The 23,657-nt window shown below is 70.2% G+C and carries 23 protein-coding genes; 16 read left to right on the top strand and 7 right to left on the bottom strand.

The annotated features are described in order from the left end of the window. Positions 1–4: 4 nt before the first annotated feature. Entirely contained in the window at positions 5–1,078 is a 1,074-nt protein-coding gene (locus PZB77_RS00280) for an LLM class flavin-dependent oxidoreductase (RefSeq protein ID WP_275490468.1), read from the top strand. 672 nt (positions 1,079–1,750) lie between these two features. On the opposite strand, the gene PZB77_RS00285 is transcribed toward PZB77_RS00280, so the two are convergent. Continuing rightward, on the bottom strand, positions 1,751–2,953 hold the full coding sequence (locus tag PZB77_RS00285; protein WP_275490469.1) for an oxygenase MpaB family protein: 1,203 nt from the start codon (positions 2,951–2,953) through the stop codon (positions 1,751–1,753). A 259-nt stretch (positions 2,954–3,212) separates the two neighbouring features. After that, positions 3,213–4,160, bottom strand: coding sequence for an SDR family NAD(P)-dependent oxidoreductase (locus tag PZB77_RS00290; protein ID WP_275490470.1), 948 nt, complete (start codon positions 4,158–4,160; stop codon positions 3,213–3,215). Positions 4,161–4,268: 108 nt separating this feature from the next. Here PZB77_RS00290 and PZB77_RS00295 point away from each other — a divergent pair, with 108 nt between their 5' ends. Beyond that, complete coding sequence (locus tag PZB77_RS00295) at positions 4,269–4,934, top strand: TetR/AcrR family transcriptional regulator (RefSeq protein ID WP_275495855.1); 666 nt, start codon at positions 4,269–4,271, stop codon at positions 4,932–4,934. A gap of 825 nt (positions 4,935–5,759) precedes the next feature. Here PZB77_RS00295 and PZB77_RS00300 read toward each other — a convergent pair. Together PZB77_RS00300 and PZB77_RS00305 are read right to left on the bottom strand one after the other, a co-directional pair. Further along, entirely contained in the window at positions 5,760–6,518 is a 759-nt protein-coding gene (locus tag PZB77_RS00300; RefSeq protein ID WP_275495856.1) for a hypothetical protein, read from the bottom strand. Then, on the bottom strand, positions 6,475–7,338 hold the full coding sequence (locus PZB77_RS00305) for a YncE family protein (RefSeq protein ID WP_275490471.1): 864 nt from the start codon (positions 7,336–7,338) through the stop codon (positions 6,475–6,477). The genes PZB77_RS00300 and PZB77_RS00305 overlap by 44 nt, the downstream gene beginning before the upstream one ends. A gap of 2,146 nt (positions 7,339–9,484) precedes the next feature. Between PZB77_RS00305 and PZB77_RS00310 the strand changes: the two genes are divergently transcribed. Beyond that, positions 9,485–9,637 (top strand): hypothetical protein, encoded by a 153-nt coding sequence (locus PZB77_RS00310; RefSeq protein WP_275490472.1) that lies wholly within the window; start codon positions 9,485–9,487, stop codon positions 9,635–9,637. Between the two features lie 1,185 nt (positions 9,638–10,822). Continuing rightward, on the top strand, positions 10,823–11,047 hold the full coding sequence (locus PZB77_RS00315; RefSeq protein WP_275490473.1) for a hypothetical protein: 225 nt from the start codon (positions 10,823–10,825) through the stop codon (positions 11,045–11,047). A 384-nt stretch (positions 11,048–11,431) separates the two neighbouring features. On the opposite strand, the gene PZB77_RS00320 is transcribed toward PZB77_RS00315, so the two are convergent. Both PZB77_RS00320 and PZB77_RS00325 read right to left on the bottom strand, forming a co-directional pair. After that, entirely contained in the window at positions 11,432–12,655 is a 1,224-nt protein-coding gene (locus PZB77_RS00320; protein WP_275490474.1) for an acyl-CoA dehydrogenase family protein, read from the bottom strand. Positions 12,656–12,683: 28 nt separating this feature from the next. Beyond that, entirely contained in the window at positions 12,684–13,868 is a 1,185-nt protein-coding gene (locus PZB77_RS00325; protein WP_275490475.1) for an acyl-CoA dehydrogenase family protein, read from the bottom strand. A 405-nt stretch (positions 13,869–14,273) separates the two neighbouring features. Between PZB77_RS00325 and PZB77_RS00330 the strand changes: the two genes are divergently transcribed. From PZB77_RS00330 to PZB77_RS00370, 9 genes are all read left to right on the top strand, one after another. After that, the gene (locus tag PZB77_RS00330) at positions 14,274–15,428 is read left to right on the top strand and encodes an isopropylmalate synthase (RefSeq protein WP_275490476.1); all 1,155 of its coding nucleotides are present in this window, start codon (positions 14,274–14,276) and stop codon (positions 15,426–15,428) included. Positions 15,429–15,507: 79 nt separating this feature from the next. Further along, a complete protein-coding gene (locus tag PZB77_RS00335) occupies positions 15,508–15,693 on the top strand; it encodes a lysine biosynthesis protein LysW (protein ID WP_275490477.1) in 186 nt (61 codons plus the stop codon). 1 nt (position 15,694) lies between these two features. Beyond that, complete coding sequence (locus PZB77_RS00340; protein WP_275490478.1) at positions 15,695–16,546, top strand: RimK family alpha-L-glutamate ligase; 852 nt, start codon at positions 15,695–15,697, stop codon at positions 16,544–16,546. Continuing rightward, positions 16,543–16,716 (top strand): hypothetical protein, encoded by a 174-nt coding sequence (locus PZB77_RS00345; protein ID WP_275490479.1) that lies wholly within the window; start codon positions 16,543–16,545, stop codon positions 16,714–16,716. Before PZB77_RS00340 ends, PZB77_RS00345 begins: the two co-directional genes overlap by 4 nt. Then, the gene (locus PZB77_RS00350; RefSeq protein ID WP_275490480.1) at positions 16,713–16,835 is read left to right on the top strand and encodes a hypothetical protein; all 123 of its coding nucleotides are present in this window, start codon (positions 16,713–16,715) and stop codon (positions 16,833–16,835) included. Before PZB77_RS00345 ends, PZB77_RS00350 begins: the two co-directional genes overlap by 4 nt. A 556-nt stretch (positions 16,836–17,391) precedes the next feature. Further along, complete coding sequence (locus tag PZB77_RS00355) at positions 17,392–17,601, top strand: hypothetical protein (protein ID WP_275490481.1); 210 nt, start codon at positions 17,392–17,394, stop codon at positions 17,599–17,601. 954 nt (positions 17,602–18,555) lie between these two features. Next, positions 18,556–19,023, top strand: coding sequence for a gamma-glutamyl-gamma-aminobutyrate hydrolase family protein (locus PZB77_RS00360; protein WP_275490482.1), 468 nt, complete (start codon positions 18,556–18,558; stop codon positions 19,021–19,023). 59 nt (positions 19,024–19,082) lie between these two features. Continuing rightward, on the top strand, positions 19,083–20,204 hold the full coding sequence (locus PZB77_RS00365) for a Glu/Leu/Phe/Val dehydrogenase dimerization domain-containing protein (RefSeq protein ID WP_275490483.1): 1,122 nt from the start codon (positions 19,083–19,085) through the stop codon (positions 20,202–20,204). Between the two features lie 1,097 nt (positions 20,205–21,301). Then, positions 21,302–21,652 carry an AMP-binding protein gene (locus PZB77_RS00370; protein WP_275490484.1) on the top strand — a complete coding sequence of 117 codons (351 nt, stop codon included), beginning with the start codon at positions 21,302–21,304 and terminating at the stop codon, positions 21,650–21,652. Positions 21,653–21,674: 22 nt separating this feature from the next. Here the strand turns inward: PZB77_RS00370 and PZB77_RS00375 are convergent, their stop codons facing one another. Further along, positions 21,675–21,983: a hypothetical protein gene (locus PZB77_RS00375; RefSeq protein ID WP_275490485.1), complete on the bottom strand. Its 309-nt coding sequence runs from the start codon at positions 21,981–21,983 to the stop codon at positions 21,675–21,677. Between the two features lie 61 nt (positions 21,984–22,044). Here PZB77_RS00375 and PZB77_RS00380 point away from each other — a divergent pair, with 61 nt between their 5' ends. From PZB77_RS00380 to PZB77_RS00390, 3 genes are all read left to right on the top strand, one after another. Continuing rightward, on the top strand, positions 22,045–22,239 hold the full coding sequence (locus PZB77_RS00380) for a hypothetical protein (protein ID WP_275490486.1): 195 nt from the start codon (positions 22,045–22,047) through the stop codon (positions 22,237–22,239). A gap of 130 nt (positions 22,240–22,369) precedes the next feature. Beyond that, positions 22,370–22,549: a hypothetical protein gene (locus PZB77_RS00385; protein WP_275490487.1), complete on the top strand. Its 180-nt coding sequence runs from the start codon at positions 22,370–22,372 to the stop codon at positions 22,547–22,549. Between the two features lie 777 nt (positions 22,550–23,326). Beyond that, positions 23,327–23,578, top strand: a complete 252-nt coding sequence (locus tag PZB77_RS00390; RefSeq protein WP_275490488.1) for a hypothetical protein — start codon at positions 23,327–23,329, stop codon at positions 23,576–23,578. The last annotated feature ends 79 nt before the right edge of the window (positions 23,579–23,657 follow it).

Genomic DNA, 23,657 nt, shown 5'->3' on the forward strand with positions numbered 1-23,657 from the left:
CGACATGGCGACCGAAGTCCTCTGGTACATCATTCCGCGCGAAGGCGCCTACCCCTGGGAGCCCGCGGGCAGACGCCCGGTCGACCTCGGCTACCTGGGCCAGCTGGCCGGGACGGTGGAGCGGCTCGGCTACAGCGGCGCGCTCCTCGCCACCGACCTGTACGACGTCTGGCCGCTGGGCAGCGCGCTCGCCGCATCGACGAGCACTCGGTTCAAGCCGCTGCTCGCCGTCCACCCCGGGCTCGTCTCGCCGACGCTGCTCGCCAAGATGGCGCTCAGTTTCGACACGCTCTTCGGTGGCCGGCTGCGCTTCAACGTGGTCAACGGTTCGACGAAGTCGCTCCAGGAGTACGGACTCCACGTGGAGCACGACGAGCGGTACGAGCTGAGCGCGGAGTACTGGTCGATCGTGAAGCGCCTGACGGCCGGCGAGGTCTTCGACCACAAGGGCCGCTTCTACGACCTGAAGAACGCCGGAGCTTCCTTCCGGGAGCTGAAGCCGGTCCAGGACGGGCACATCCCGCTCTGGTTCGGCGGCTCGTCCGACGCCGGCATCGAGATGGCGGCCGAGCACGTCGACGTCTTCCTGACCTGGGGTGAGCCGCCGCACCTGCTGAAGGAGAAGCTGGAGAAGGTCCGGGCGAGGGCCGCCGCGTACGGCCGCACGCTCAGGATCGGACTGCGGCTGCATCTGATCGTCCGGGACACGGAGGAAGAGGCGTGGGCGGCCGCCGACCGACTGCTCGACGTCACCAGCGACGCGACGTACGCCCGCCAGCTCGGCGACCGGGCGGGCGAGGAAGGTGTGGGCTGGCAGCGGCAGTTCCGCCAGCACGGCGGGAAGGTTCCCGCGCACGCCCGTGAGCTGGAGGTCCATCCCAACATGTGGCCGGGCATGAGCCTGTTCCGGCCGGGGCCCGGCACCGCGGTGGTGGGCTCGACCGCGCAGGTCGTCGAAAGGCTCAGGGAGTTCGAGGGCCTGGGTGTCGACACCTTCATTCTCTCCGGCAACCCGCTCCTGGAGGAAGCGTACCGGGTCGCGGAGACGGTGCTGCCGGCGTTGGGTGTCACCCGCTGACGCGGCCGGGCGGTGCGCCGGCCGGCGGGGCCCGGGGACGAAGCGCGCCTGCGCGCCTCGGTGACCGGCCCCCGGCGGGAACTCGTCCTCCTCCGGGAGCATGCGCCGCGCGGGCGGGGGTGCGGTCCGACGGCGTCGGCGAGGTCGGCGGCCTCCTCGATCGCCTCGACGGAAAGACCGCCCGGTGTACGGCTGACCACGTCCGCCGACCGGGGGACGTAGTCGCCGAAGCAGGGAGGGAAAGCGTGCACGGCCTGCGCGTCGGGGTACCGCTCGCGGAAGGCGCGGCCGGCCCGCAGGGTGGTGGAGGACCTCGCAGTGCCGGGGCGGGCCGCGACGTGGGACCGGGCCGTGCGGTCGAGGGATTGCGCGGCCCCGTGCCGGGCCCCGGGGCATGGAGTGGCTGCTCCACCGGGGTCCGGGGTGGTGCCGAAGCCGGCTACTGCACGAGCGCTGCGGAGGGCGGCCTCGGTCCGTCACGGCCGTGGCGGCGGCGGTGGCTGGGCACGTACGGGAAGGGCCGGCGCGGCGTGGGTCGATGTCCCGCTCGCGTCCGGTACCCCGCCGCCGATGGTGGCGGGGTAGCGGACGGCCCGTTGGTCTCGGCGCCCGTTCAGCGACGTTCCCCGCGGAGGCGGGGGCGGGGCTGGAGGGTCTGGGCGAGAGGTGTCGTCAGGTGCGTGCCGGTGCCTGCGTCGCGGGGTGTCCGGTGCTGGGTGCCGGGATCAGGCGGGTGTTCATGGGCAGGTCGACATCGCCGTGCTCGCGTTCGAGCCAGCGTTGGACGAGGGTGAAGAGGATGTCGTTGAATCCGCCCCTGGGCAGGCCGGAGGCTCCGACGGTGTTGATGGTGGTGAAGGCTGCCGGGACCGCGACTTTGACGGACGAGTCCAGGAAGGGGTCCCGGGCCAGGTGGATGTGGTCCGCTTCCTCATCGCCGATGACGTAGCGGACGAAGGCGGTGACGAAGGGCCGGGCCGCCGGCGCCGCCGGTCCGGAGACGATTTTGGCCACGGCGTCGATGGCCTGCTGGGACTGGGCGTCGGCTTTGGCGGAGTCCTCGCTCAGGTGCTGCTTGAGGACCGCGGCGATGTGGAGCGAGTCCGCGACGGTGGTCGGCAGGATGTCGAGCGGCATGCCCAGCATCGCTCCGTAGACGCGCCACAGGTGCAGGTGGTCGGCCTGTTCCTGGGGCGTCATCGTGGTCCCGAATTTGGGCAGGGTGTCGTAGGCGGCGTTGGTGAACATCGTCCAGTTCTGCAGGAACGTGATCTGGTTGATCGGTGTCCCCCACCGGCCCTGGTCCCAGTGGTCGGCCTGGAGCAGGTGCCGGACGGCCGAGTGCATCATCCGCGTCTTGAGGAGGTCGACGAGCAGGTTGCTCGAAGGCCCGAACGGTTCGGCCTGGTAGAAGCCGACCAGGAGCTGTGCTGCTTTGCCTGCGAACAGTTCGGCGTCGTTCAGGTCGACGGCGCGGTCGATGGCGCTCATCTCCATCGGCATACGGACCCGGCCGATGGTGGTGTGCAGGGCCGCGGTGATGCCTTCCTCGATGGCGTGTTCCCGCTCGAACCGCTGGGCGCGGCTGACAGCGGCCCGGTCCGCCCAGGCCGGCACCACCAGACCCGCGGTCAGGAAGGAGACGACCTTGTCCGGCAGGCCGTCCGGCAGAGGTTGTCCGTTGACCTTCCAGTCGTGCAGGAGCTCGTTGACGCGCTCGACCTGCCCGTGCGCGAACAGGTCACCGACCACCGCGTCGGAGTCCGGGTCGCCGACGTTCATGAGCCGGTCCAGCAGAGCGAGGTCGGCGGGGGTCGGAACCACCGGACCCGCCCCCACCGGCGTCATCACCTTACGAAATCGTTCAGTCACCATGAGTGGCCACCCTAGCCGGTCCGGGACAGGGCCGGCCGCCTGCCCGGTGAGGCCGCCTCGCACCCCGTGCGGGAGCGGACGAGGAAGGCGGCCGATCCGGCAGGGCAAACCCTGGCTCGGACGCGACCACCCCTGTCTCGCTCGGCTGTGGCCTCGCGCTCGCGGGCGGTGGGCGGGGCAGGGGCAAGGCTCGCTCAAGGGCGGACGCACTGTTCTTCGGCCCAGGCCGGGAGGGGTCAGCGCCTGTCACCAGCGCGGGCTACTGGGTGGCGGCCGATCCGGAGGGAAGCGGCTTCCGCTGGGAGCCGGCGGTGGGGAACCTCACCCCGGTGAGGTCTTCGGAGACGGCCCACAGCCGCTGCTGGACGGCTGCGTCGTACGACTGCGGGCTGGAGGTCACCAGCCGGGGGTGGCCCATGATCTCGTTGCGTCCGCCGGGGCCGTAGTACTGGCCGCCGAGCACGGCGGCGTCGGTGGCGGCGCGCAGGGTCGGCAGCGCGCCCATCGCCGGCGTCTGGGTGATCAGCGGCGCGAGCCGGGTGAGCGGAAGGCGGAGGGCCGCGGGGCTGTTGCGGGCGAGTTCGGTGCTGGACATGCCGGGGTGTGCGGCCACCGCGACGGTGGTGCCGTACGTGGCAAGCCGACGCTGCAGCTCGTACGTGAACATGAGGTTGGCCAGCTTGGACTGACCATAGGCGGCGACCCGGCCGTAGGACCGCTCCCCCTGCAAGTCGTCGAAGTGGATCGCGGCCCGGATGCGGTGGCCGGTGCTGCTGACCGTCACCACGCGCGAGCCGGACACCGGCAGCATCAGCTCCAGCAGCAGCCCGGTGAGCGCGAAGTGACCGAGGTGGTTGGTGCCGAACTGCATCTCGAAGCCGTCGCGGGTGGTCTGCTTCGGGGTGTACATCACGCCCGCGTTGTTGATCAGCAGGTCGATCCGGTCGAGCCGCGACCGCAGCGACGCCGCCGCGGCCCGGACGGAGTCGAGGGAGGTCAGGTCCAGCTCCTGGACGGTCACGTCACCGGTCATGCGCGCTGCGGCTCGCTCGCCCTTCCCGACATCGCGCACGGCGAGCACCACGGAGGCGCCGCGCCCGGCCAACGCCTTGGCGGTCTCGTAGCCCAGGCCGGTATTGGCCCCGGTCACCACGGCCACCCGCCCGCGCTGGTCCGGGATGTACGCCGTCGTCCACTTCTCGCCCATGCCGGACTCCCACCTGGTTAAGTACCGAAGGTATCTTGTTTCCACGAAGCTAAAGTACTCTCGGTACGTTGTCAACGTACCGGGGGTACTTAAGTTAGGCTGGTGACCGTGACTTTCCAGCGGGCGCGCACCGAAGAGCAGCGGGAGATCCGGCGACGGGCGATCCTCGACATGACATCGGCGATGCTGGACGAGATGCCGGTGGCCTCGGTCACCCTGAACGAACTCAGCCGCCGGGTGGGCCTGGCGAAGCCGAACGTGCTGCGCTACTTCGAGTCCCGCGAGGCGGTGCTGCTGGAACTGCTGGACCGCTTCCTGCAGGAGTGGCTGACGGAACTGGCAGGAGAGCTGACCGCCGACGTCGACGAAAACCTGCCCATGGCCGAGCGAGCGGTGGCGGTGGCCGAGATCCTCAGCCGCTCACTCTCCGGCCGAGCGGTACTGTGCGACCTCTTCGGCGCTCAGGGCAGCGTCCTGGAACACAACGTCTCCGTCGAGGTCGTCGCACGGTACAAGCGCGCCTCTCTGGACCGCCTGGCAACCATGACCTCACTGCTCCTGACGTACCTGCCGGAGCTGGGCGAGAACGCGACGATGTTCAGCCTGCAGACCATGGTCCTGGCCGGCGCGCTGTCGGCGTACAGCACTCCCCCGGCCAGCCTGCAAGCGGCCTACCGGGCCGAGCCCGACCTCGCACGCTTCCACCTGGAGTTGAAGGACTCCCTGAAACTGGCCCTGACGACGACCCTCCTGGGCGCGCTCCCCCGCAGCTGACCCGCGGCGTTCCGAGCCTCTTGCGACCTGAGGGCGCGGGTCGCGTGGGGCGGAGCCGCGGAACGGCGAAGCCCTTGGTGGACGGGTCCGCGGCCAAGATCCACCGTCCGCCCTTGACCCGTCGTCGATCGACCTTCCAGACGCCCCCTGCGGTACCCGACCGGACGACTCGCCGCACGGCGGGGCGAGGTCGGGACCCGGTGGCGGTGTCTGACCGCCGGCGTCCGGCAGCGTGCCGCCGGGCGCGGGGGTGCTCAGGCAGTCGTGGTGTGCGGCGGCGCAGGTCCCCACGGCGCGGCCGAGGCCCTGCCGCCGAGGGAGCCGGTCAGCGGCCTGCGAAGCATCGGGGGCACCGGGCGGGTGCCCTCGGCGCAGACACCCACCCGGACTCGGCAAACCCGGACCTAGGGACGGCGCCGGGAGCTGTTTTCCCAACCGTCCAGCACCTCAGCAGCCGCGTACGCCGACTGCCTGCACCTTTGAGTACCCCCCACGCGGAAACCAAACATCTCGGCACTTGTGGGTCGGAACCGACGGAAATGCTCGGGGACCCCACGCCGGCGGGCGCTGCCGCCGGGTCCGCGAGCCGGGCCGCCTTGTCACGGTTCCGGTTTGGTGGTCGGGGTCACCGGGGCGGGGCGGGTATCAGGAGAGGGGAAGACCGACGCCCGCTTCTGGCCGGCCGCGCCGGCGGCCGGCGTTCAGGGCACGGCCCGGGTCCCGGGGCGTGTTTCCCGTGGGCTGGCCGGCACGGTTGCCCCCGCCGGCTTGTGGGCCGGTGGGGGCAACCGTGCCGGGTGGTCCGGGTCCGGCGGCCGGCCGGTGTCAGGGGCAGGTGACGAGAACGATGGACAGCGCGTTGCAGGTGACGGCGGCGGTGTCGTTGGCGGCGCTGGTGTCGGCGGGTGCGGAGGCGGTGCGCTGGCCGGTGACGGTGACCGGGCCGAGGCTCAGCAGGCCGAGCGGGACGCGGAAGGTCTTGTTGACGCTCGCGCCGTTGGCGATGGCCCCGTAGGAGCAGGTCACCGTGGTGCCGCTGGTGGTGCATCCGGTGGAGAGGCCGGTGGCCGAGGCGCCCGGCGGGAGTGCCGCCTTCACGGTCGCGGAGGTGACCGGGTGGGGGCCGGTGTTGCGGGCGGTCAGGGTGTAGGTGATGTAGGGCGCCAGGATGCCCAGCCGCGGCTGGGCGGTGAGGTCGACATCGACGTCCGCGGTCGGCGGGGTGGCGACGGTGGTGGACTGGGCTGCGGTGTTGTCGCCGGGGACCGGGTCGGTCTCGGTGGCCGCGGCGGTGACGGTGGCGGTCAGGGTGCCGGCCGCGGTCGGGGTCACGTTCACGGTGAGGGTGGCCGACGCGCCGTCGGCGACCGTGCCCAGGGCGCACGTGACGGTCGGCGCGGTGACGGTGCAGGAGCCCTGGGAAGCGCTCGCCGAGGTGATGGTGCGGGCGGCACCGGAGAGGGTGATCGTGGCAGTGGTGCCCGTGGCGGCCTCGGAGCCGTTGTTGCCGACGGTGGCAATTAGGTGAGGGGGTCGCCGGCTACGGCCGGGCTCGTCGCGCGTATCGGCGACGGCGACGGTCAGGTCCGCGGTGGGTACCGCGGTGCCGGCAGGGGCGAAGGCGACCGCGTACGGGAAGGGGCCGAGGGGAAAGGTCGCGGTGACGGTGTTGGTGGCGGTGTCGATGACCGACATGGTGCCGTTGTAGCCGTTGGGGACGTACACCGAGGTGCCGTCCGGGGGTTTTTTTTTTTTTTTTTTTTTTTTTTTTTTTTTTTTTTTTTTTTTTTTTTTTTTTTTTTTTTTTTTTTTTTTTTTTTTTTTTTTTTTTTTTTTTTTTTTTTTTTTTTTTTTTTTTTTTTTTTTTTTTTTTTTTTTTTTTTTTTTTTTTTTTTTTTTTTTTTTTTTTTTTTTTTTTTTTTTTTTTTTTTTTTTTTTTTTTTTTTTTTTTTTTTTTTTTTTTTTTTTTTTTTTTTTTTTTTTTTTTTTTTTTTTTTTTTTTTGTGACGTTGGGTTTCAGGCCGGTGCCGACGGTCGCGACGACGGTGTCGGTGGTGGTGTCGATCACCGACACCGTGTTGCCGTTGTTGTTGGAGACGTAGGCGCGGGTGCCGTCCGGGGACAGTGCGATGCCGAACGGGAGGGCGCCGACCGCGACGGTCCCGGTGAGCGTGTTGGTGGCGGTGTCGAGGACGGAGACGGTGTTCGCGCCGGAGTTCGCGGTGTAGAAGGTGGCGCCGTCCGAGAGCACCGCGAGCTTGATGGGGCCGTTGCCGACCGCGGGGGTCGCGGTGACGGTGTTGGTGGTGGTGTCGATCACCGAAACGGAGGACGAGCCGTTGTTCGCGACGTAGGCGCGGGTACCGTCCAGGGACACCACCACCCCGATCGAGGAAGCTCCCACGGGGATGGTCGCGACAGCCGTGTTGGTGGCCGTGTCGAGCGCCGTCACGGTGTTGCCGCTCAGGTCGGCGACGTACGCCACGGGGGCGGGCAGCATGCCCCTGCGCGGCCGGGGGCAGCGCGACCAGTCCGGTGACGGCGAGTGCGCCGGCGGGACCTGTGCGGAGAATCTGCGCCTGCGGACGCGACGGGCGTAACACGGAGCGTGAGGATATCAGGTGCCTCGACCCTTCTTCGAGGTCCGCCCCGCGTCGGGGTGCCGGGCAGAGGCGGTCCCTGGGCGCCGGAGGAACGCCTGCCTCCAGGCCCCGCCGCGCGGGACGTACCCGCCGCGGAGCAGAAGGATCCCTGGCGGCCAACGACGTTGGCCCCACCGACGCCCCGAAGGCCTGGCATCACCGGCCTACCCGCACCGGTTCCGAACCGGCACATCCGCACGCGGTGGCCCACAAGTGACACCGCCGCCCCGCGACAGGCGCGTGCGGGCGGGCGCGCCGGGGGCCCGACCAGCCGCCGCGCCGGTGATCATGGCAGAGACGACGATGGGGGTGAACGGCGGGAGCAACGCAAAGAGACGTGCGGCAGACCGGGCGCCCAGACGAGGGGGTGAGGGCGGACCGATGGAGGAGCGGAGGGCTGCGCTGGCGCGCTCCCGGGCCGGCGGTGCAGGCGAGAACCCCCGGTCCGGGCGGCCGAGAGGGTTCGGCCTGAATTATTCTCCGAGGACCGGCCCGGCGCGGCCGGAATCGGTGCTCGCTGCTCGAACGTTAGGTTGTCTGGCCCGCGCCGAGGGTAGCAACGAGAGGCGCGGGGAAGTCCTACCGTACTTGCTGGATGAGTTTTTATATTTGTCAGTGGGCCGCCCAACCACCGCTTCGGCGCCCGAGAGACAGACGGTGCCGAAAGCATCTCCTCGCAGGGTCCAGGGATCGTCAACAAGACTCCTGAGTCAGCAGGAGCGGCGACTGCCGCCGACGCGCTCCCGAACGTCGGTGCCGGGGTCGGATTCGGCATTTTCCATAGTTCCCGGCTGGCCGTCAGAAAGTCCCTGGGGGGGTGCGGTCATCATGGCGTTTTTCGCGGTAACCGGTGACCACGCCGAATGTGAAGATTTACAGCCAGGGCGTTGGGCGGAATACGTCACCGGCAAGAGAGCTGGCTCGACGCCCTGATCTTGCCGCTACATGTCGTGGATTCCTTCAAAAAAAACACCCGGTATTTTCCAGGTACCAGCGCCCCGGTCCCCGGCAGCCGCAGGACATCCTCGGTATTCGTCGATCACCGCCGGGGATCCTGAACGGCCTGTCCCTGGTCGAAAAAAAATAAACTGGTCATTACCTTGTTGGAAACGCGGCGCAGTTCGGTGGTGGCTCGCCGTAAGGCCACCAAACGTCTCGACTTCGCAAATACCAAGACTGAGTTGAGCCGGAAATGCGTCAGCAAGGTTTTGTAGGGCAGAAGTCAAACCGTGGAAGGCCAACGCAGGCGCCAGGACGCTACTTCCATACCAGCGGCATCCCCGGCCAGTACCTGGCCCAGGTGGCGGCCGGCATCTGCCGCGGGACACTGATCTGCCAAGGCCGTTGGTTTGGTTCGCCCCGCGATAAAATTGGCGAACGCGTCCGCGCCGAGATGGGTGCGGGGCAGATATGCCTGGTACGCCCTGGTATCCGGTGACGGCTCCTGAGCGACGGGGCGTCGCGGGGCGCGAAAAAGGAGGGCAGCACGCAGCAGACCGGTGGTCAGCGAGCGTGGTCACTGCTCGGCGGGGCGAACGCGGTGGCGGCGACCATGGGCCGCGCGCCAAGCTCCGATCGCAATTCCCAGCGGAGTGCAAGGCGAGCTGCACTGACTCCGGCTGCGGGATGGAGGAGGTGTTCGTGCTCAGGTCTACGGTGGGGTGCGCCGCTGCCGTTGCGGAGTGGTTCCCGCGAATGGGGCCGAGATACCGCGCGCCCGACGGCGGAGGTAGCGCCCCGGGCGCCGGGGGCGGCTGGAGATGGACGACGATGATGCGCACCAGGCGCGCGCCGCGCCAGCGGAAAGAGTCGACCTGGGGGGGGAGCCTAGGGAGGAAATCGGGCGAGCAGCAGGGGCGCCACGTGCAACGGCCCAGGAGCGGGCGAAGCGGCAAAGGGAGGCGGTGCATGACCTTCCGCAAAAACTTCCTTTCCGACAGCGTCGCCTTCAACCCGGCGGCGACCTCGGTCGTCCAGATCCGCTCGATGGACCCAGCGACAGAGCATCTGGGTCGGCTGATGCGCAACAACCGCGACCCGCTCGACGGCGATTTCGCCTGATGCCCAGCTACCTGAGTGGCTGACCCTTGGCGCGCCCGCTTGTAGCTAGTACGTGACCCTACGCGCATCGCCCCCTTGGCGCGAGGGACCCGTCGGGACTCGTCATCGCGCGGCTCGATATTCGCGGCCTGCTCGCCCTGGCCGAGCTTTTTATGGCCGCCGCCGAATACATCTCCGCTTTTTCCTGACCGCCCAAAAGGGGGCTAGGATGGCGAGCGCTCCGCGGAAGAGACCATCGGGGAATTCGACTGTTCCGATGATCTTGCCGTCCTTCCTCCGCTCCCTGGCCTGCCGCCAGTACCCCGCACTGCTGATGAGCGCCGCCGGTGCTGCGGGAGCCGCTGACCCATAGGGCAGCGGGCAAGCCTGCTCGACGATCCTGACCCTGGCGCTCCGAAAAGCAGCAGCGGACAGGAAGTCCGGGGAGATTGACCTGGAACGGGTGAAGTCGGAGCTCACGCCGACCGTCTGGAGGCAGAAGGAAATTCGAGCATAATAGGTGAAGAAAAGCCGCCGCCAGCCGCCGAGCAGTGCTCAGCGGACGGTACCGGGGAGCCCCTGGCCCGGAACCCAGCACCCCGGCCGAGCGCCGCCGCTCGGCTTCGCCCGCGCAGGCTCGGCGCAGCAACCCGCGAGATGGTCGCCAGCCTGGCCGGACTCCAGCGACCGGTGCTGGTGGCGGAGCAGAGGAAACCCGGTCAGGGGCGTGCCGACGCGCGATTTTCTTCACCCCTTTCCCGTACCTGCTCGAAGTACGACGCGATCTACGAACAGCCGTTCCGTCATCCACAGTCCTGCAGGCTTCTGTCCGATCACCGAGCCTGATCCCGAGCCTGCCACCGCGCCGCCGCGTTCGGCTGGTTCGCCGCCTGCGCGAGGGAAAAGGGAACGGGGCTGGGTCGCCGCCGGCCGCGGCGAGCTAAAGGGGACTACGGGCTGGTCTCGACCTGAAACTCGAACGCAGGACCATCGACGAGGAGGTCCGGATCCAGCCGGGCCTGGCAACTACCTGTTGGCTCCGATGCACCTCCTCCAACACGTCTTCGTCACCCGCCCAAAACGCCATGGACCGCCGACGCCGCCCGCCTCGCGCACCTGGCCAGACCTGACTTCATCGGCCACCTGATCCGGGAGAGGGGGTACGCGCCCTCGCAGCGGCCTGATCCCACCCTGCCCGGACCACCGGTGGACGACGCCGACGAGGGGGTGCGCCGGGCCGCCGCCGCCAACCCGAGCCTGACACCGGAAACCCTGGAGATCCTCCTCACCGCCCCCCGCACCGCGGAAGGCGCCGCGGCCAACCCGTCCCTCCCCGTACCCCGTATGCACGCACTTCTGGACCGCTGCCTCGGCGGAGCCGCCGCCCCACCGACCGCGGTGGGACGCCGGGAGGCTTCGCCCGCTTGGTGATCGCAGGCGGGGCAGCCCCGTCGCTGCCCGGCTACCCCGGCGCGCCGGAGTGCGGCGCCGCCGGGGCGGGAGACTCCGCGGCGATCCGTCCGCGGCCTTCTCCCGAGGCGCCGGCCCGTGACTGCCGTCGGGCGGGCGCGGTGGTTCCGGTGAGGGGGTCCGCCGCCCCGTTGACGCTGTCGATCACCGGGCTGTCACGTGGGCCCGGGTCTCCTCTCCGTGGGGCCGGTGTCGTGCGTGGTGTGTCCGCGGTGACGGGCGGGGTGTCCCGGGTCCTGTTCCGGGACCCGGGACACCCCTGTGCCTGGTCTGGTCCTGTTCCGGGACCTGGGACACCCCGGTGTCTGTGCGCGCCGGGGTGCGTTCGCGGCTCGGGGGGGGGTGTCAGACGGTTGCCGCCGGCGGCCGGGAGAAGCCGTCGAGTCCGGCGGGGTGCTGTCGCAGGCCGGCCGGGGTCAGCCAGTCGAAGGTGTCGTGGACCGCGGGTCCCAGGCCCAGCCCTTCGGTGATCTGTTCGCGCAGGCGGTTGGAGGCGAAGGCGCCGATGACGTTCATCTGGGCGTCTCTGTAGTGGCGTTCGACCTCGTGGCCGGAGGTCACTCCGAAGGCGCCGTGGATCTGTACGGCGCGTCCGGTGACCTGGACGGCCATTTCCGTGGCGTACACCTTCAGCATGCCGATCAGGTGCTGGGCGGATCTGCCCGCCGCGCGCTCGTCGGCGGCGCGGCGGGCGAGTACCCAGCCGGCGTCGATCTGTGCGCGGGACTCGGCCAGTTGGGCCTGGACGCCTTCCATGTGTGCCAGGGGGCGGCCGAACGAGACGCGTTCGTGGGCGTGCCGGACCGAGGCGGTCAGTGCGGATTCGGCGGTGGCGAGGGCGGCGACCGAGACGAGGAGCCATCCCCAGGTCATTCCCTTGGCGAGTTCGCCGAACGGGACGGGTACGACGTCTTCCCGGGCGACGGGTACGTCGGAGAGGACGAGGCCGCCCCAGGGCATGCCCCGCAGTCCCATGTGTGCTGTTTCGTAGCGGTGGACGCCGGGCTGGTGCAGATCGACGAAGGCCAGGCACCATTCCGGGCCGGTGTCGCCGTTCTGTCGCTCCCTGCGGGCGAGTGCCACGGCCACGTCGGCGGTGGGCGCGTTGGTGATGCGGGATTTCTCCCCCCGGATGACGAAGCCGCCCGAGGGCCCGCCGTCGGGGCGCACGGTGGTGCGGTACGTGCCGGCGTCGCTGCCGGCCGTCGGCTCCGCGATGGCGAAGCAGGCCGTCTTCTCGCCCGACAGCAGGGAGCGGAGCAGTTTGTCGTGGTGGCGCAGGTCGCCGTAGGTGGAGACGAGTTTGCCGCAGAGCAGCGCGGAGACGGTCGCCGACCAGTAGGTGCCGGAGCAGGCGCGGGCGAGTGCGTGCATCGCGTCGATCTGGGTGGCTGCGCCGGCGCCGGTGCCGCCGTGCTCCGGGGGGTGGAAGAGCCGCAGGTATCCGCTGTCGACGATCTCTCTCCAGTTTTCGGGGGGTATGTGGCCGGTGGTATCGGTTTGGGGGGCGCGGGCGGTGATGCCGGGGAAGTTCAGCGCGGTGCGGTAGGGGTTGCGTTCGGTGTTCATCGCGGTGACGACTCCTCGTTCCTGGTTTCTAGCCGATTCCGAGCAGGTGGGCGGCGATGACGGGTTGGAGTACGGCGGGGCCGCCGCCCGTCTCCGAGAAGAAGAGGGCGTCGCGGAAGGCGCGTTCGGCCAGGCGGTCGCCGGTGGGGGTGAGGGGGCCGGTGATGCGGGCGGCCGCCTCGGTGACGGCGCGGGCGCAGGAGGCGACGAACAGCCGTGCGGCTGCGGCTTGCGGGAGGGTGGGGCGGCCGCCGGCGTCGAACAGGCCGGCGGTGCGGCGCAGCAGGCCTTGGGCCAGTTCGGTGCGGGTGGCGAGGTCGGCCAAGGCGAATCTGGTGCTCTGGGAGTGGGCGAGGGGGCGGCCGAAGAGGGTCCGGTCGCGGGAGGCTCCGATGGTGTCGCGCGCCAGTGCGCGCATGATGCCCAGCCAGGGGGCGGCGGCGAAGACCCAGTCGAGGGCCGCCAGGAGGGGTTCGACTTCGGCGGAGGCCTCGCCGGGGGTGCCCAGGACGGCGTCGGCGGGGGCGGGGCAGTCGTCCAGGACCAGGCGGCCCCAGGGGCAGGTGCGCATGGCGGTGGGGGCGCTGTCGCGGAGCAGCAGGCCCGGTGTGGTGCGGTCGAGGACGAATGCGGTTCTGGTGCCGTCCTGGTGGGCGGCGACGACGAGGAAGTGGTGGGCGTGGGGTGCGCCCGCGACGAGGTCGAGTTCGCCGGTGAGGACCCAGCCGTCGTGGTCGGAGGTGCTGGGCCGTGCGGTGACGGCGGGGGTCAGGGAGGCGCCCTGTGTCTGGTGGAGGGAGAGTGCGCCGAACCACTGTCCCGAGGCCATCGGGGGGAGGTAGTGCTCGCGTTGGGCGGGGGTGCCGAAGGCGCGCAGGGGCACTGTCACCAGGACGGCGTGGACGGTGAGGGCGAGGGCGAGTCCGGGGTCGCGGGAGCCTTCGGCGAGTCCTTCGAGGAGTTCGCAGGTGTCGGCGGCGGAGAGTCCGCGGCCGCCGAGGGCCCGTGGGACCAGGGGTCCGGTGAGGCCGCGGCCGTGCTGTGTGTCGGCGAGGCGGGTGAAGAGGCCGGTGTCCCACCGGCGTTCGTCGTCGCGGGCCGCGGTGGTGGGCCATGCGAGCCGGCCGGCGAGTTCCCGGCTCTCGGCGAGCAGTGAGGTCCCGGCGGTGCCGTCGTCTGTGCGGGGGCCGGCCGGGGATTGCAAGAGCGCCATCAGATCTCCCCTGTTCTTCGCTCGGCCGCGTGGTCCGGGCTTTTTCGAGGTCTTGTTTCCTCGTCCGTCGCCGCGTTGCCGAGAAATAGCGGGAACAACATGTCAAGTGCATTCGCTTCGCACACTCTAGCGAGGAATTCTTTTCGGGCGGCGGGTGTCCTTTCACAACGCGGGCGAGGATTGTCCTACGTCAGCGGGTGTGACGCGGCATGACGGTTCCTGACATCGTTCTGACATTCAGGTCGTTGCCTGTCGCCGCAGGGGGGAGCAGGATGTGGTTCAGCGCTCCGCACCGGTCCCGTTGCTCCGAAGTGTGTGCCGGGGACCTTGCGGGCCTTCTCCTTCCCGGATCTTTGCCGAGCCGGTCGGGAATTCAATTCGAATACGCCGAGGGAAAGGAATGCCATGCCTTTCGATGCCGGAGAGGACAGCCTGCCGGGGCTTCCCCGCATATCCGACGCGACCCTGCGGGACTCAGCGCACATGGCGGGGGTCGAATTCGGTCCCAAGGATGCCGCAGCCATCGCGGAACGGCTGGTGAGGACCGGTGTCGAGCTGGTCGAGGTGGGCATGGTGTCCGGTCCGGACTCCAAGGACGCCGATCTCGTCCTGGCCACCCATGAGGCCGTCGGCCCGGAGCGCAGCATGACGCTCGTCGTGGTGCGGGACCGGCGGCAGGTGGCCCGGGCCCTGGACGAGGCGGAGCGGCTCGGGGTGCGGCACATCATGTACTCCATTCCCACCTCCGAACAGCACGCGCAGCTGAAGCTGGACTCGCCCAGTCTCAAGTTCCTCCAGGCGCTGGCCCGTTCGGCGATCGTTCAGGCCAAGGAGCGTGGCTTCCATGTGACGTTCAGCGGCGAGGACGGTGCCCGCACGCCCCGGGAGCGGCTGGTTCCGTACGTGACGTCGGGGTTCGAGGCCGGTGCCGACCGGTTCCGGCTGGCGGAGACCGTGGCGTGTCTGTCGCCGTGGCGGATGCAGTCCGTGATCGGTGACCTGACGGCCATCGACGGGTCCGAGATCGAGATCCACTCGCACAACATGCTGGGTATGGCGGTGGCCAACTCCCTGGCCGCGGTGCGGGCCGGTGCCCAGTGGGTCTCGGCGACCGTCGGCGGGATCGGTGAGCGCGGTGGCAACGCCCCGCTGGCGGAGCTCCTGACGTCGTTGCGGGTGATGCACGGTGACACCCGTTTCGATCTGACGCACCTGACGGAGCTCTCGCGGCTGGCGCTGAAGGGGGCGGGTCTGGGCGACGCCTTCCAGTCGGGTCCCACCGCCCCGCACGCTTTCGCGTACGAGCTTCCCGGCCAGCTGAGTTTCCCCGAGGCGTACGAGACGTTGCCCGCGGAGGTCGTCGGGAACCGGCGGGAGCTGCGGGTCCGCACCCGGCTGACGACGGCGCTGGTCGCGTGGGCGCTCGAAGGGTCCGGTGTCGGGACCGACGTGGGCGCTTTCACCGACTGGCTGAGCGAGCGCCAGAGGGACGCCGGCGGCCCGTTGCTGGACCGGGACGCGGTCCGCAAGGCGGCCGTGGACTTCCAGGCCGTCGTCTGACCTTCTCTTCCGCGGGCCTTCCGGCCCCGGCCCCTCCCCCCCTTTTTTTCCGTTCCCTCTTTCGAAACCGGAGTCGTCCATGAGCACCGCAACCCTGACCGGCACCTGCCCCGAGTGCGAGACCGGTCTGACCGTTCCACCGCTCGTGCGGGGCGAGACGCTGTCGTGCCCCGAGTGCATGCTGACCCTGCGGGTCGAGGACATCGAGGACGGCGTCCTGACCCTGCAGATGGTGGAGGTCAAGCTCCGCGACTGGGGCCAGTGACATGGCCGGCAGCATCGCCGTCGTCGCGGACCGGATCGGCTGGGAGGAACGCCGGCTGATCGAGGCGGCCCCGCGGTTCGGTCTGCGGATCGACTGGGTCAACGACGAGTCCCTGTGCCTGGGGGCGGCGCACGCCGTCTCCTCCCTGGAGGGGTACGACGCGCTTTTGGTCCGCAGCCGCAGTTACACCCGCGGCGGGCTGATCGCGACGATGGCCGAGGCGAACGGGGTGCGGGTCCTCAACTCGGCCGCCTCGATCCACGCCTGTGAGAACAAGCTCGTGCTGCGCGCCGTGCTGCGCGCGGCCGGGATACCCGTGCCCGATTTCCGGCTGGCCCTGTCGCGCAAGGACTTCGAGCGGGCGCTGGGGGAACTGGGCACGCCCGTGGTGCTCAAGCCGGTGTACGGGGGGATGGGCAAGCGCGTCACCCTGGTGCGCGACGGTGACCTGGCGCACTCCGTGTACGACTACGTCGAGGATCTCGGGCACGCCTTCGAGCAGGCCTGCCTGGTCGAGCCGTATCTGGGGGGCGGGTCGGTGCGCTGCCTGGTCGTCGGCCGGGAGATCGTGGCGGCCGCCGAGTTCGAGAGCGCGGGTGCCGACTGGCGCAGCAACGCGGCGCTGGGCAACCGGAGCCGGTCCCTGAGCGAGGATCCCGAGGTCCGCAAGAGCGTCGACGGTGTCGTGGACCGGCTGGGCGCCGGGATCTACGGGGTGGATCTCTTCAGGACCGCGACGGGCCCCGTCGTCAACGAGGTCAACCACGCCCCCGCATGGCGGGGTGTGGCGTCCACGACGAGCACGGACATCTCGTCGGCCGTGCTCGGACATCTGCGGGAGACACTGGGATGATACGTGTGGGAATCGTCGGGGCTTCGGGGCTGGCCGGAGGCGAACTTCTCCGGCTGGTCATCCAGCACCCCGATGCAGACCAGCCTTTCCTGGGCTGGAGTTCTTGTGCAGGCCGGCGCCCTGCGCAGGCTCCATCCCGGAAAAGCTGCGCCTCGATCTCGGGCTGGTGATCGAGCCGGTGGACGCGGACGGGGTGGCCGAGCAGTACGGCGTGATATTTTTTTTTGCGCGCGGCGCGGTATCCGCCCGGCTCGCCGCTGAGCTCGCCGATCGTGTGGCGACTGCGTGATCGACCTCTGGGGTGCTTTCCGGATCAGCGGCCAGGAGCTGCACGAGCAGTGGTATCCGAAGGCCGGGCAGTCGGAGGAACTTGCCGGCGCGCACTTCGTGTACGGGGTGCGGGTGATCGTCGGCGACGCGCTCGAGAGTGCCGCGCTGATCGCCGTCGCCGGTTGGTACGCGAGCGGCCATTGCGCTCGGGCTGGTCCCCCTGGCCACGGGGGCTGGAGTCTGCGCCCTGGAGGACCGTGGTCGTGGATGGCAAGAGCAGTTACGGCGGCCGAGGTCTGCAGTTGCGCGGACGCGAAGGCCTGCACCCCTTGCCCCGTGGTGCCGTCGCCTTCCACGCGCCGACCGTCCACCATCATAACGCGGAGGTCGCCACGGTTCTCCAGCGGCAGAGGACGGGCGGGATCGAGCTAGCTGGCGCCACGTCGGCGTGCGAGGTCTTCCACGTGTCGCAGGCTTCTCGTCAACTGCTACGTGTTCACCGACGAGGAGGTGGACCTGCGGGAGCTGCATTCTGCGTACGCCGCGGTTCTGCAGGGGCCGTTCCTTCGCACGAGGTGCGCCGCAGCGACGAGACGCTGATCCCCGTACCCGACCCCCAGGCGGCGCTGGAGTCCAACTACTGCGACGTGACGGTCCTGCACGATGCGGACGGTGGTCGCATCGTCGTCCTGGCGGCGCTGGACAACCTGGTCGAGGGTGCGGCGATGTCGAAGCGGTGCAGGCGCTCAACCTGCGCTACGGGCAGCCGGAGGGGCAGGAGCTGACGGTGTTGCCCCTCTTGCCGGCATGAGCGCCGAGTCGGTGTCGCCCCTCAGGGTCGAGCTCGGCAAGAGTAGCCTGGAGGGCCTGGACGGCACATCGATGGGGCGATCTCGCCCGGCACGCCGGGCGACGCCCCGCTGGTCCTGGTGCACGGCCTGGTCCAAGCCCCTCAATTAGCTCCAGCCGCGTTGCTCGCGATCCTCGGCGGTCGGCAATGACCAGTACGGCAACCAGAGACGGTGGACCACGCCGGGGGTCATCGAGGACATCGAGGCCGTCAGCGCGCAGCTCGACGAGGACGTGCTGGGGCGAGCTGGAGCGCAGCGATGCCGCGGCAGGCCAGTTGGTGGGCGGCGAAGGCCTGGTGAGCGCCGAGGAAGGAGTGAGCGGTGGTGGTGGCTTGAGGAGCGGCTCGTCGACTTGAACAGCTTCGTCGGGCCGATCACCGGGGTGGATGCGGCGTACCTGAAGAACGTGGTGACCGGTCATGCCTGCCTCATCGCGCCGCTGGCGCGCAACGCGGGCGGCCACGAGGTCAGCACCGATGCCGACCGGGCCGCCGCGGCAGGTAGCCGGGGCGATGGGTGCGGCCGATCTCGTGCTGGTCTACCGCGCGTTGCCGCCGGTGTCGCGCACGCCGCTGGTCGAGGACCGTGCAGTTGGCACGGATCACCGACGCGGCGGCGGCCGACACACTGGACTGAGGTGCTGCGGGCTTTATGCGCGAGCAGCTTAGGAGCGGGGACGGAGGCGCAGGAGCACGGGGCAGAACAGGTCGTCGTCGTTTGCGGGCCTTCCTGCCGGTCTCTAGGCGGCCGGCGCGACTTGCCCCGTCGTCGCGGGAAGCACGAGGATTGCCGGCGGCGAAATTCCGACTGCCCGTAGTCGTCGGCGGTGCCTGATCGCTGAAACGGCTGCGCGAGCAGTTCGAGGATCTGGGTTCGGACACGGACGCCGTGGACGCGGCGTCGGTGCCCGCCCGTCTCGGCGGCCGGTACCAGGCGATCGCGCTGAGCGGCACCAAGGTGCGGGCCTACGACAGCGGTTACTACCGGCCGCTGATCGACTTGGTCATGAGCAGTGACGTCCCGGTCCTGGGGATCTGCGGAGGGATGCAGATCCTGGCGGTCGCGGCCGGCGGCAGCCTCGTCGAGGGCCCGCAGCGGGTCGGGGGGTACGAGGCGCACGTCGACGAGGAGGAGCCGCTCTTCTCCTACGTCAAGCCCACGGTGACGGTCTTCCACCGCCACACCCTGTACTTGCGCGAGGCGCCGGCGGGTTTCCGGTCCATCGGCCGCTCGGAGCTGGCGCCCGTGGAGTTCCTGCGCTCCGAGGACGGCCGGATCCTCGGCTCGCAGGCGCACCTGGAGTTCCGGCCCGACGGCCTGGAGATCATGCGCGGCTTCGCCCAGCTCTACCGGTGAGCGCTTTCGCGCGCGAGCCGGTCTCCTTTTTCCGCCCACCCACCAGAAGGACGTGTCCCATGAGTGTTCCGGAAGAACCGCAGGCCCCCGCGTTCGTCACCCGTCTGCACGGCAGTGGCGGCAGTCTCCGGGGGTGGGTCGTGGTCGATTCGCTGGTCGACGGGCTGGCGATGGGCGGTACCCGGATGACCGCCGGTGTGAGCGAGGAGGAGGTGGCCGGGCTGGCCCGTGACATGACCGACAAGTTCACCCTGGCGGGCCTGCGCATCGGTGGTGCCAAGGCCGGCATCGTGGCCGACGGCGCGGCGGACCGTGAGGAGACGTTCCGCACGTTCGGGCGGACGGTCAAGCCGTTGCTGCACGGGGGCATCCACCTCGGTATCGACATGGGGGTCACCCCCGCCGACCGGGCCGTCTTCTTCGCCGAGGCGGGTTACGACCCGCGCTTCAGGGCGGGCGCGCCGGACATGCCCATCGACTGGCGTACCTATTACGAGCCGTTGATCGATGCCACCGGGCACGGTGTCGGGGTGGCGGCGGTGACCGCTCTGGAGGCGCGTGGCCACCAGGGTCCGGCGCGGGTCGTGATCCAGGGCTTCGGCGCGGTGGGCCGGGCCGTCGCCCGGTTCCTGGAGGCGCGCGGGCACGTCGTGGTGGGTGTCGCCGATGTGGAGGGGACCATCAGCGCGGACCGTCTCCCGGTGGCGGCGCTGGTCGCCGCGACGGACGAGTTCGGGCGTATCGAGCGTTCGGGTCTGCCGCAGGGGGTGACGCTGTCGGCGGGGGCGGACGCCTGGCTCGACGTCGACGCCGACCTCCTGGTCCTCGCCGCGCAGAAGCACGCGCTCACCGCGGAGAACACCCACCGGCTGCGTTGCGGGGTGGTCGTCGAGGGTGCGAACCTCGCGTCGAGCGGCGCCGCCAAGGAGAAGGCGGCCGGTGCCGGGGTCACCCTGGTGCCCGGTGTCATCGCCAACATCGGGGGGGCGGCCTCCGCGGCGCTGGCGGTCACCCGGGTCGTTCCCTTCGGGCTGGCGGCGGACGCGCGCAAGGCGTGGGTCTTCGACTGGGTCGGGGACCGGGTGCGGCAGAACACGGTGGACCTGCTGGAGATCGCGGCGGGCCGGGCGGGCGACCCGCTCCCGGAGCTGCTCGCGGCCCGACGGGCGGACCGGCGGTGAGCGCGGAGCAGGGGGCGGTGTACCCCGGTCCGGCGGTCGCGACGTCCGACGAGAACGCCGCGGAGTACCGCAGGCGCGGGTGGTGGCGCGAGGAGACGTTCCTGGACGATCTGCGGCGTCAGGCGCGGGAGCGGCCGCACAAGCTGGCTGTCGCGGGCCGGCGGCTACCACGAGGCGCGTACGGACTTCCTCGACTACTCCGAGCTCGCCGTTTTTGACGGAGCGTCTCGCCAGGTGCGCTGCTCGAACTCGGTGTGGAGCGGGGTGACTTCGTCGCGGTCCAGCTCCCAACCGGTGGGAGATCGTACCGTTGATGTTCGCCTGCATCCGGGTGAAAGCGGTGATCCGCCCCACCGCGCCGATCTGCCGGGAGAACGACCTGCGCTACCGCCTCTCGCTGACCGAGGGCGAAGGTCTGCGTCACGGTCGACGAGTGGGAGGGCTACCCCTGGCGAAGACGCTGATCGCGCTCCAGGGCGGGAACTGCCCCTCGAGCACGTCGTGGTGGTCAGGGGGCACACCCCCGAGCAGGCCGTGGACTTCCACGACCACTTTCGTCGCCGAGCCCTGGGAGCGGAGGTGGGCCGGCCGGGATCCGGCCGGCCGTGAGCTGGGTCCCGACGATCCCTTCATCCGTGCTCTTCACCTCAGGTATCCATGGGCGACTCCAAGGGGGTGCTGCACAGCCAGAACACCATCCACTCGGCGGTGCGCGGCTACGTGGACACTTTCCTGCTGCGGGGCGAGGATCTCGTCGCCGCGCTGACGACACCCCGATCCACTACTCGGGCTTCTGCCAGGGTGTCCTGGCCGGGGTCATGCCGAAGGCGGCACCGTCGTTCTGCCGGGACCTGGACCGGACAACAGTCTCCTGCCCGCCCTGATCGAGGCAAGTACAGGGCGACGCTCCCTGTGCGGGCCGCCGCCCACCCTCACCGTGTCGCCGAGTCTCAGCGCGCGGAGCCGCGGGACGTGTCCTCGCTGCGGCATGTCGTCACCGGTGCCGCGCCTGTCCTGCAGCAGCTGGGGGGCGATTGTTGCTGGAGATGTTCGGGGTGCAGACCTACTCAGGGTGCGGGATGTCGGAGTTCTGTCCAGTGACCATCACCCGGCTGGACTACAACCAGGACCGGGCGGCGTACAGTCACGGGCGTCTGATCTACTGTTTGGCGATCCGGATCGATGCTTGCCACGATCCCGGGCAGCGTGCCTCGGAGGGCCGGCTGCGGGTGCGCGGGGCGCGCCTGGCGCTCGGCTACTACAAGCGGGCCGACGCGTTCGACGCGGAGATGAACGCGGAGGGCTGGTTCGCCACCGGTGATGTGGCCCGTGAGGACGTACGCGGCGGGATCCGGCTGCTGGGCCGGGCGAAGGACGCGATCCTGCGGGACGGCATCGTCGTGCTGATGGCCGAGCTGGAGGCCATCATCGCCCGGCATCCAAGGTGACCGAGGTGGCCGTGGTCGGCACTCAGCAAGGCGGCTGGACGACCTGATCCTGGCGGCGGTCGTGCCGCGGGGCGACGACCCGCCCTCCCTGGAGGAGGTCCGCGCCCAACTGGCGGCCGCCGGCCAGGAGGCGCGGTTCCTCCCCGACCGGCTGGAGGTGCGCGCGGCGCTGCCGCGAGACGCTGACCGGCAAGGTCCGCAAGATCGAACTGCGGGAGCGGTACGCCGCCAGGAGCCGGTGGAGGCCGGCGACGCAGGTAGGGCGGCCGGTCCGCAGTCCCCTCCCCGACCCGTAGGAGAGAGCAAGGTTCGATCGCGCGCCGGTGGCCATGTCGGCCACCTCGCCGCCGACGAGGAAGCCGATGCGGCGCCGGGCGGCTGGGGAGCGGGTCGTGTCCCTGGCCGCGGTGGATCGGCTGCTGGCCCTGCCGGTCCTGGCGCAGCGGTTCGCCGCGGCGGCCGCCGCGGCCTACGGTCCGGTGACCGGGGACCGGGCGCTGCGGGTGGCGGCGGCCGGGCTGGGGGCCGGCGCGGTCTGCCGACCGATCCGGGCCTGGTGGTCTGCAGGCCGAAGAGCAAGCCGTTGACTGCTCGCGCTGATGCTGGCGGTCGACTGTGACGTGGTGGTGCCGGTGCCGAGCTGGGTGAGTCACTGGGCGCCGGCCGCGCTGGCGGTGGCGTGCCCTGCCGGCGGCCGTGCGCCCCTGCGAGGGCGGCGTGCCCGATCCCGACGCCCTGGTCGGGGCGGTGCGGCGGGCACGGGCCGCGGGCGGGATCCGATGTGCGTGGTGGTCACCCTGCCCGGACAACCTGAGCGGCACGATCGCCCGGGCGGCCACCGTGAGCCGGCTCGCCGAGGCCGCCCGGGAGCTGGACCTGGTCGTCGTCCCTGAGTGATCACTGCGACCTGGTCTTCGATGTCGCCGACCGGGCGCTCTCCCCGGCGGTCTTCGCACCCGAGAGGAGCGGTGGTAACCACCGGCCTCACCAAGAACCCGGCGCTGGGCGGGTGCGCGGACAAGCGTCGCCCGCCTGCCCGACAGCGACCTGGGGCGCACGCTGCACGTGCGGCTGGCCAGCGTCGCCAGCCAGGACCTGGTCGAGCACCGCGGCCCGGTGCACGCTGCCGCGGCCTACGCCTTCGAGGAGCCGCCCGAGGTCGTCGCCCGCGTGGCCGCGAGCCTGCGGCTGCACGAGGTGGTGGTGCGGGCGGCGCAATGGCAGCTCACCGCCGCCGGCGCCCGCCTGACCCCAGGTGCGGGCCACCTGCTACCTCTACCCCGACTTCGGAACCCTGCGCCCGCACCTGGCCCGTGTCCTCAACGTGGGGGGCAGCGGGGAACTGGCGGAGCTGCTCGCGCGCCGGTACGCGGTGGGGGTGCTGCTGGCCACGGCGTTCGGTGAAGCGGAGCGCCTGCTGCGGATCAAGGCTGCCACCGGCCTCGCGGCTGTACGGGGAGAGCGACGCCGAGCGCGGCATTGCGCTGAGCGTGGCCGACCCGTTGCGCCTGCCGTGGGTGAGCGCCTGCCTCGACCGCGTCGCCGAGGTCCTGGGCGAGTCCCGCCCTCCGTACCGGACGCGGCCGCTTCTCCGCTGAACACGCCGCCCGGCGCGTTTTTCGACACCGTCTGGCGCACCGCCGGATCCCACCGACCTGCAGGCCAGCGACAGCCATGTCCGTCTTCCTCGAGTGCGAGTACAAAGGCCGGCGGTACGCGGGGCTGGACCTGCCCGCGGACGGCGCGTTCCACGAGCTGTACGCGGTGCGGGAGGGGCAGTTGCGGGATGCCCTGGTCGCCGGTTCGGGCCCGGCGGATGTCGCCAAGGCCCTCAGGGCGGGCGGGGAGGTGCTGTCGGTCGCGGTGGGGGACCGTGAACTGCGTTTCCTACGCCCCCGTTGCCCACGTCGACGAACAACTGACTGATCAACGGCTCTACGGGGACCCACCGGGCCCAAGTTCGACGTTGCAGCCTGGACCTGGACGAGGCGTTCGCCGCGCCGAA

It is taken from the genome of Streptomyces sp. AM 2-1-1 (assembly GCF_029167645.1).
Taxonomy (GTDB): Bacteria; Actinomycetota; Actinomycetes; order Streptomycetales; family Streptomycetaceae; genus Streptomyces.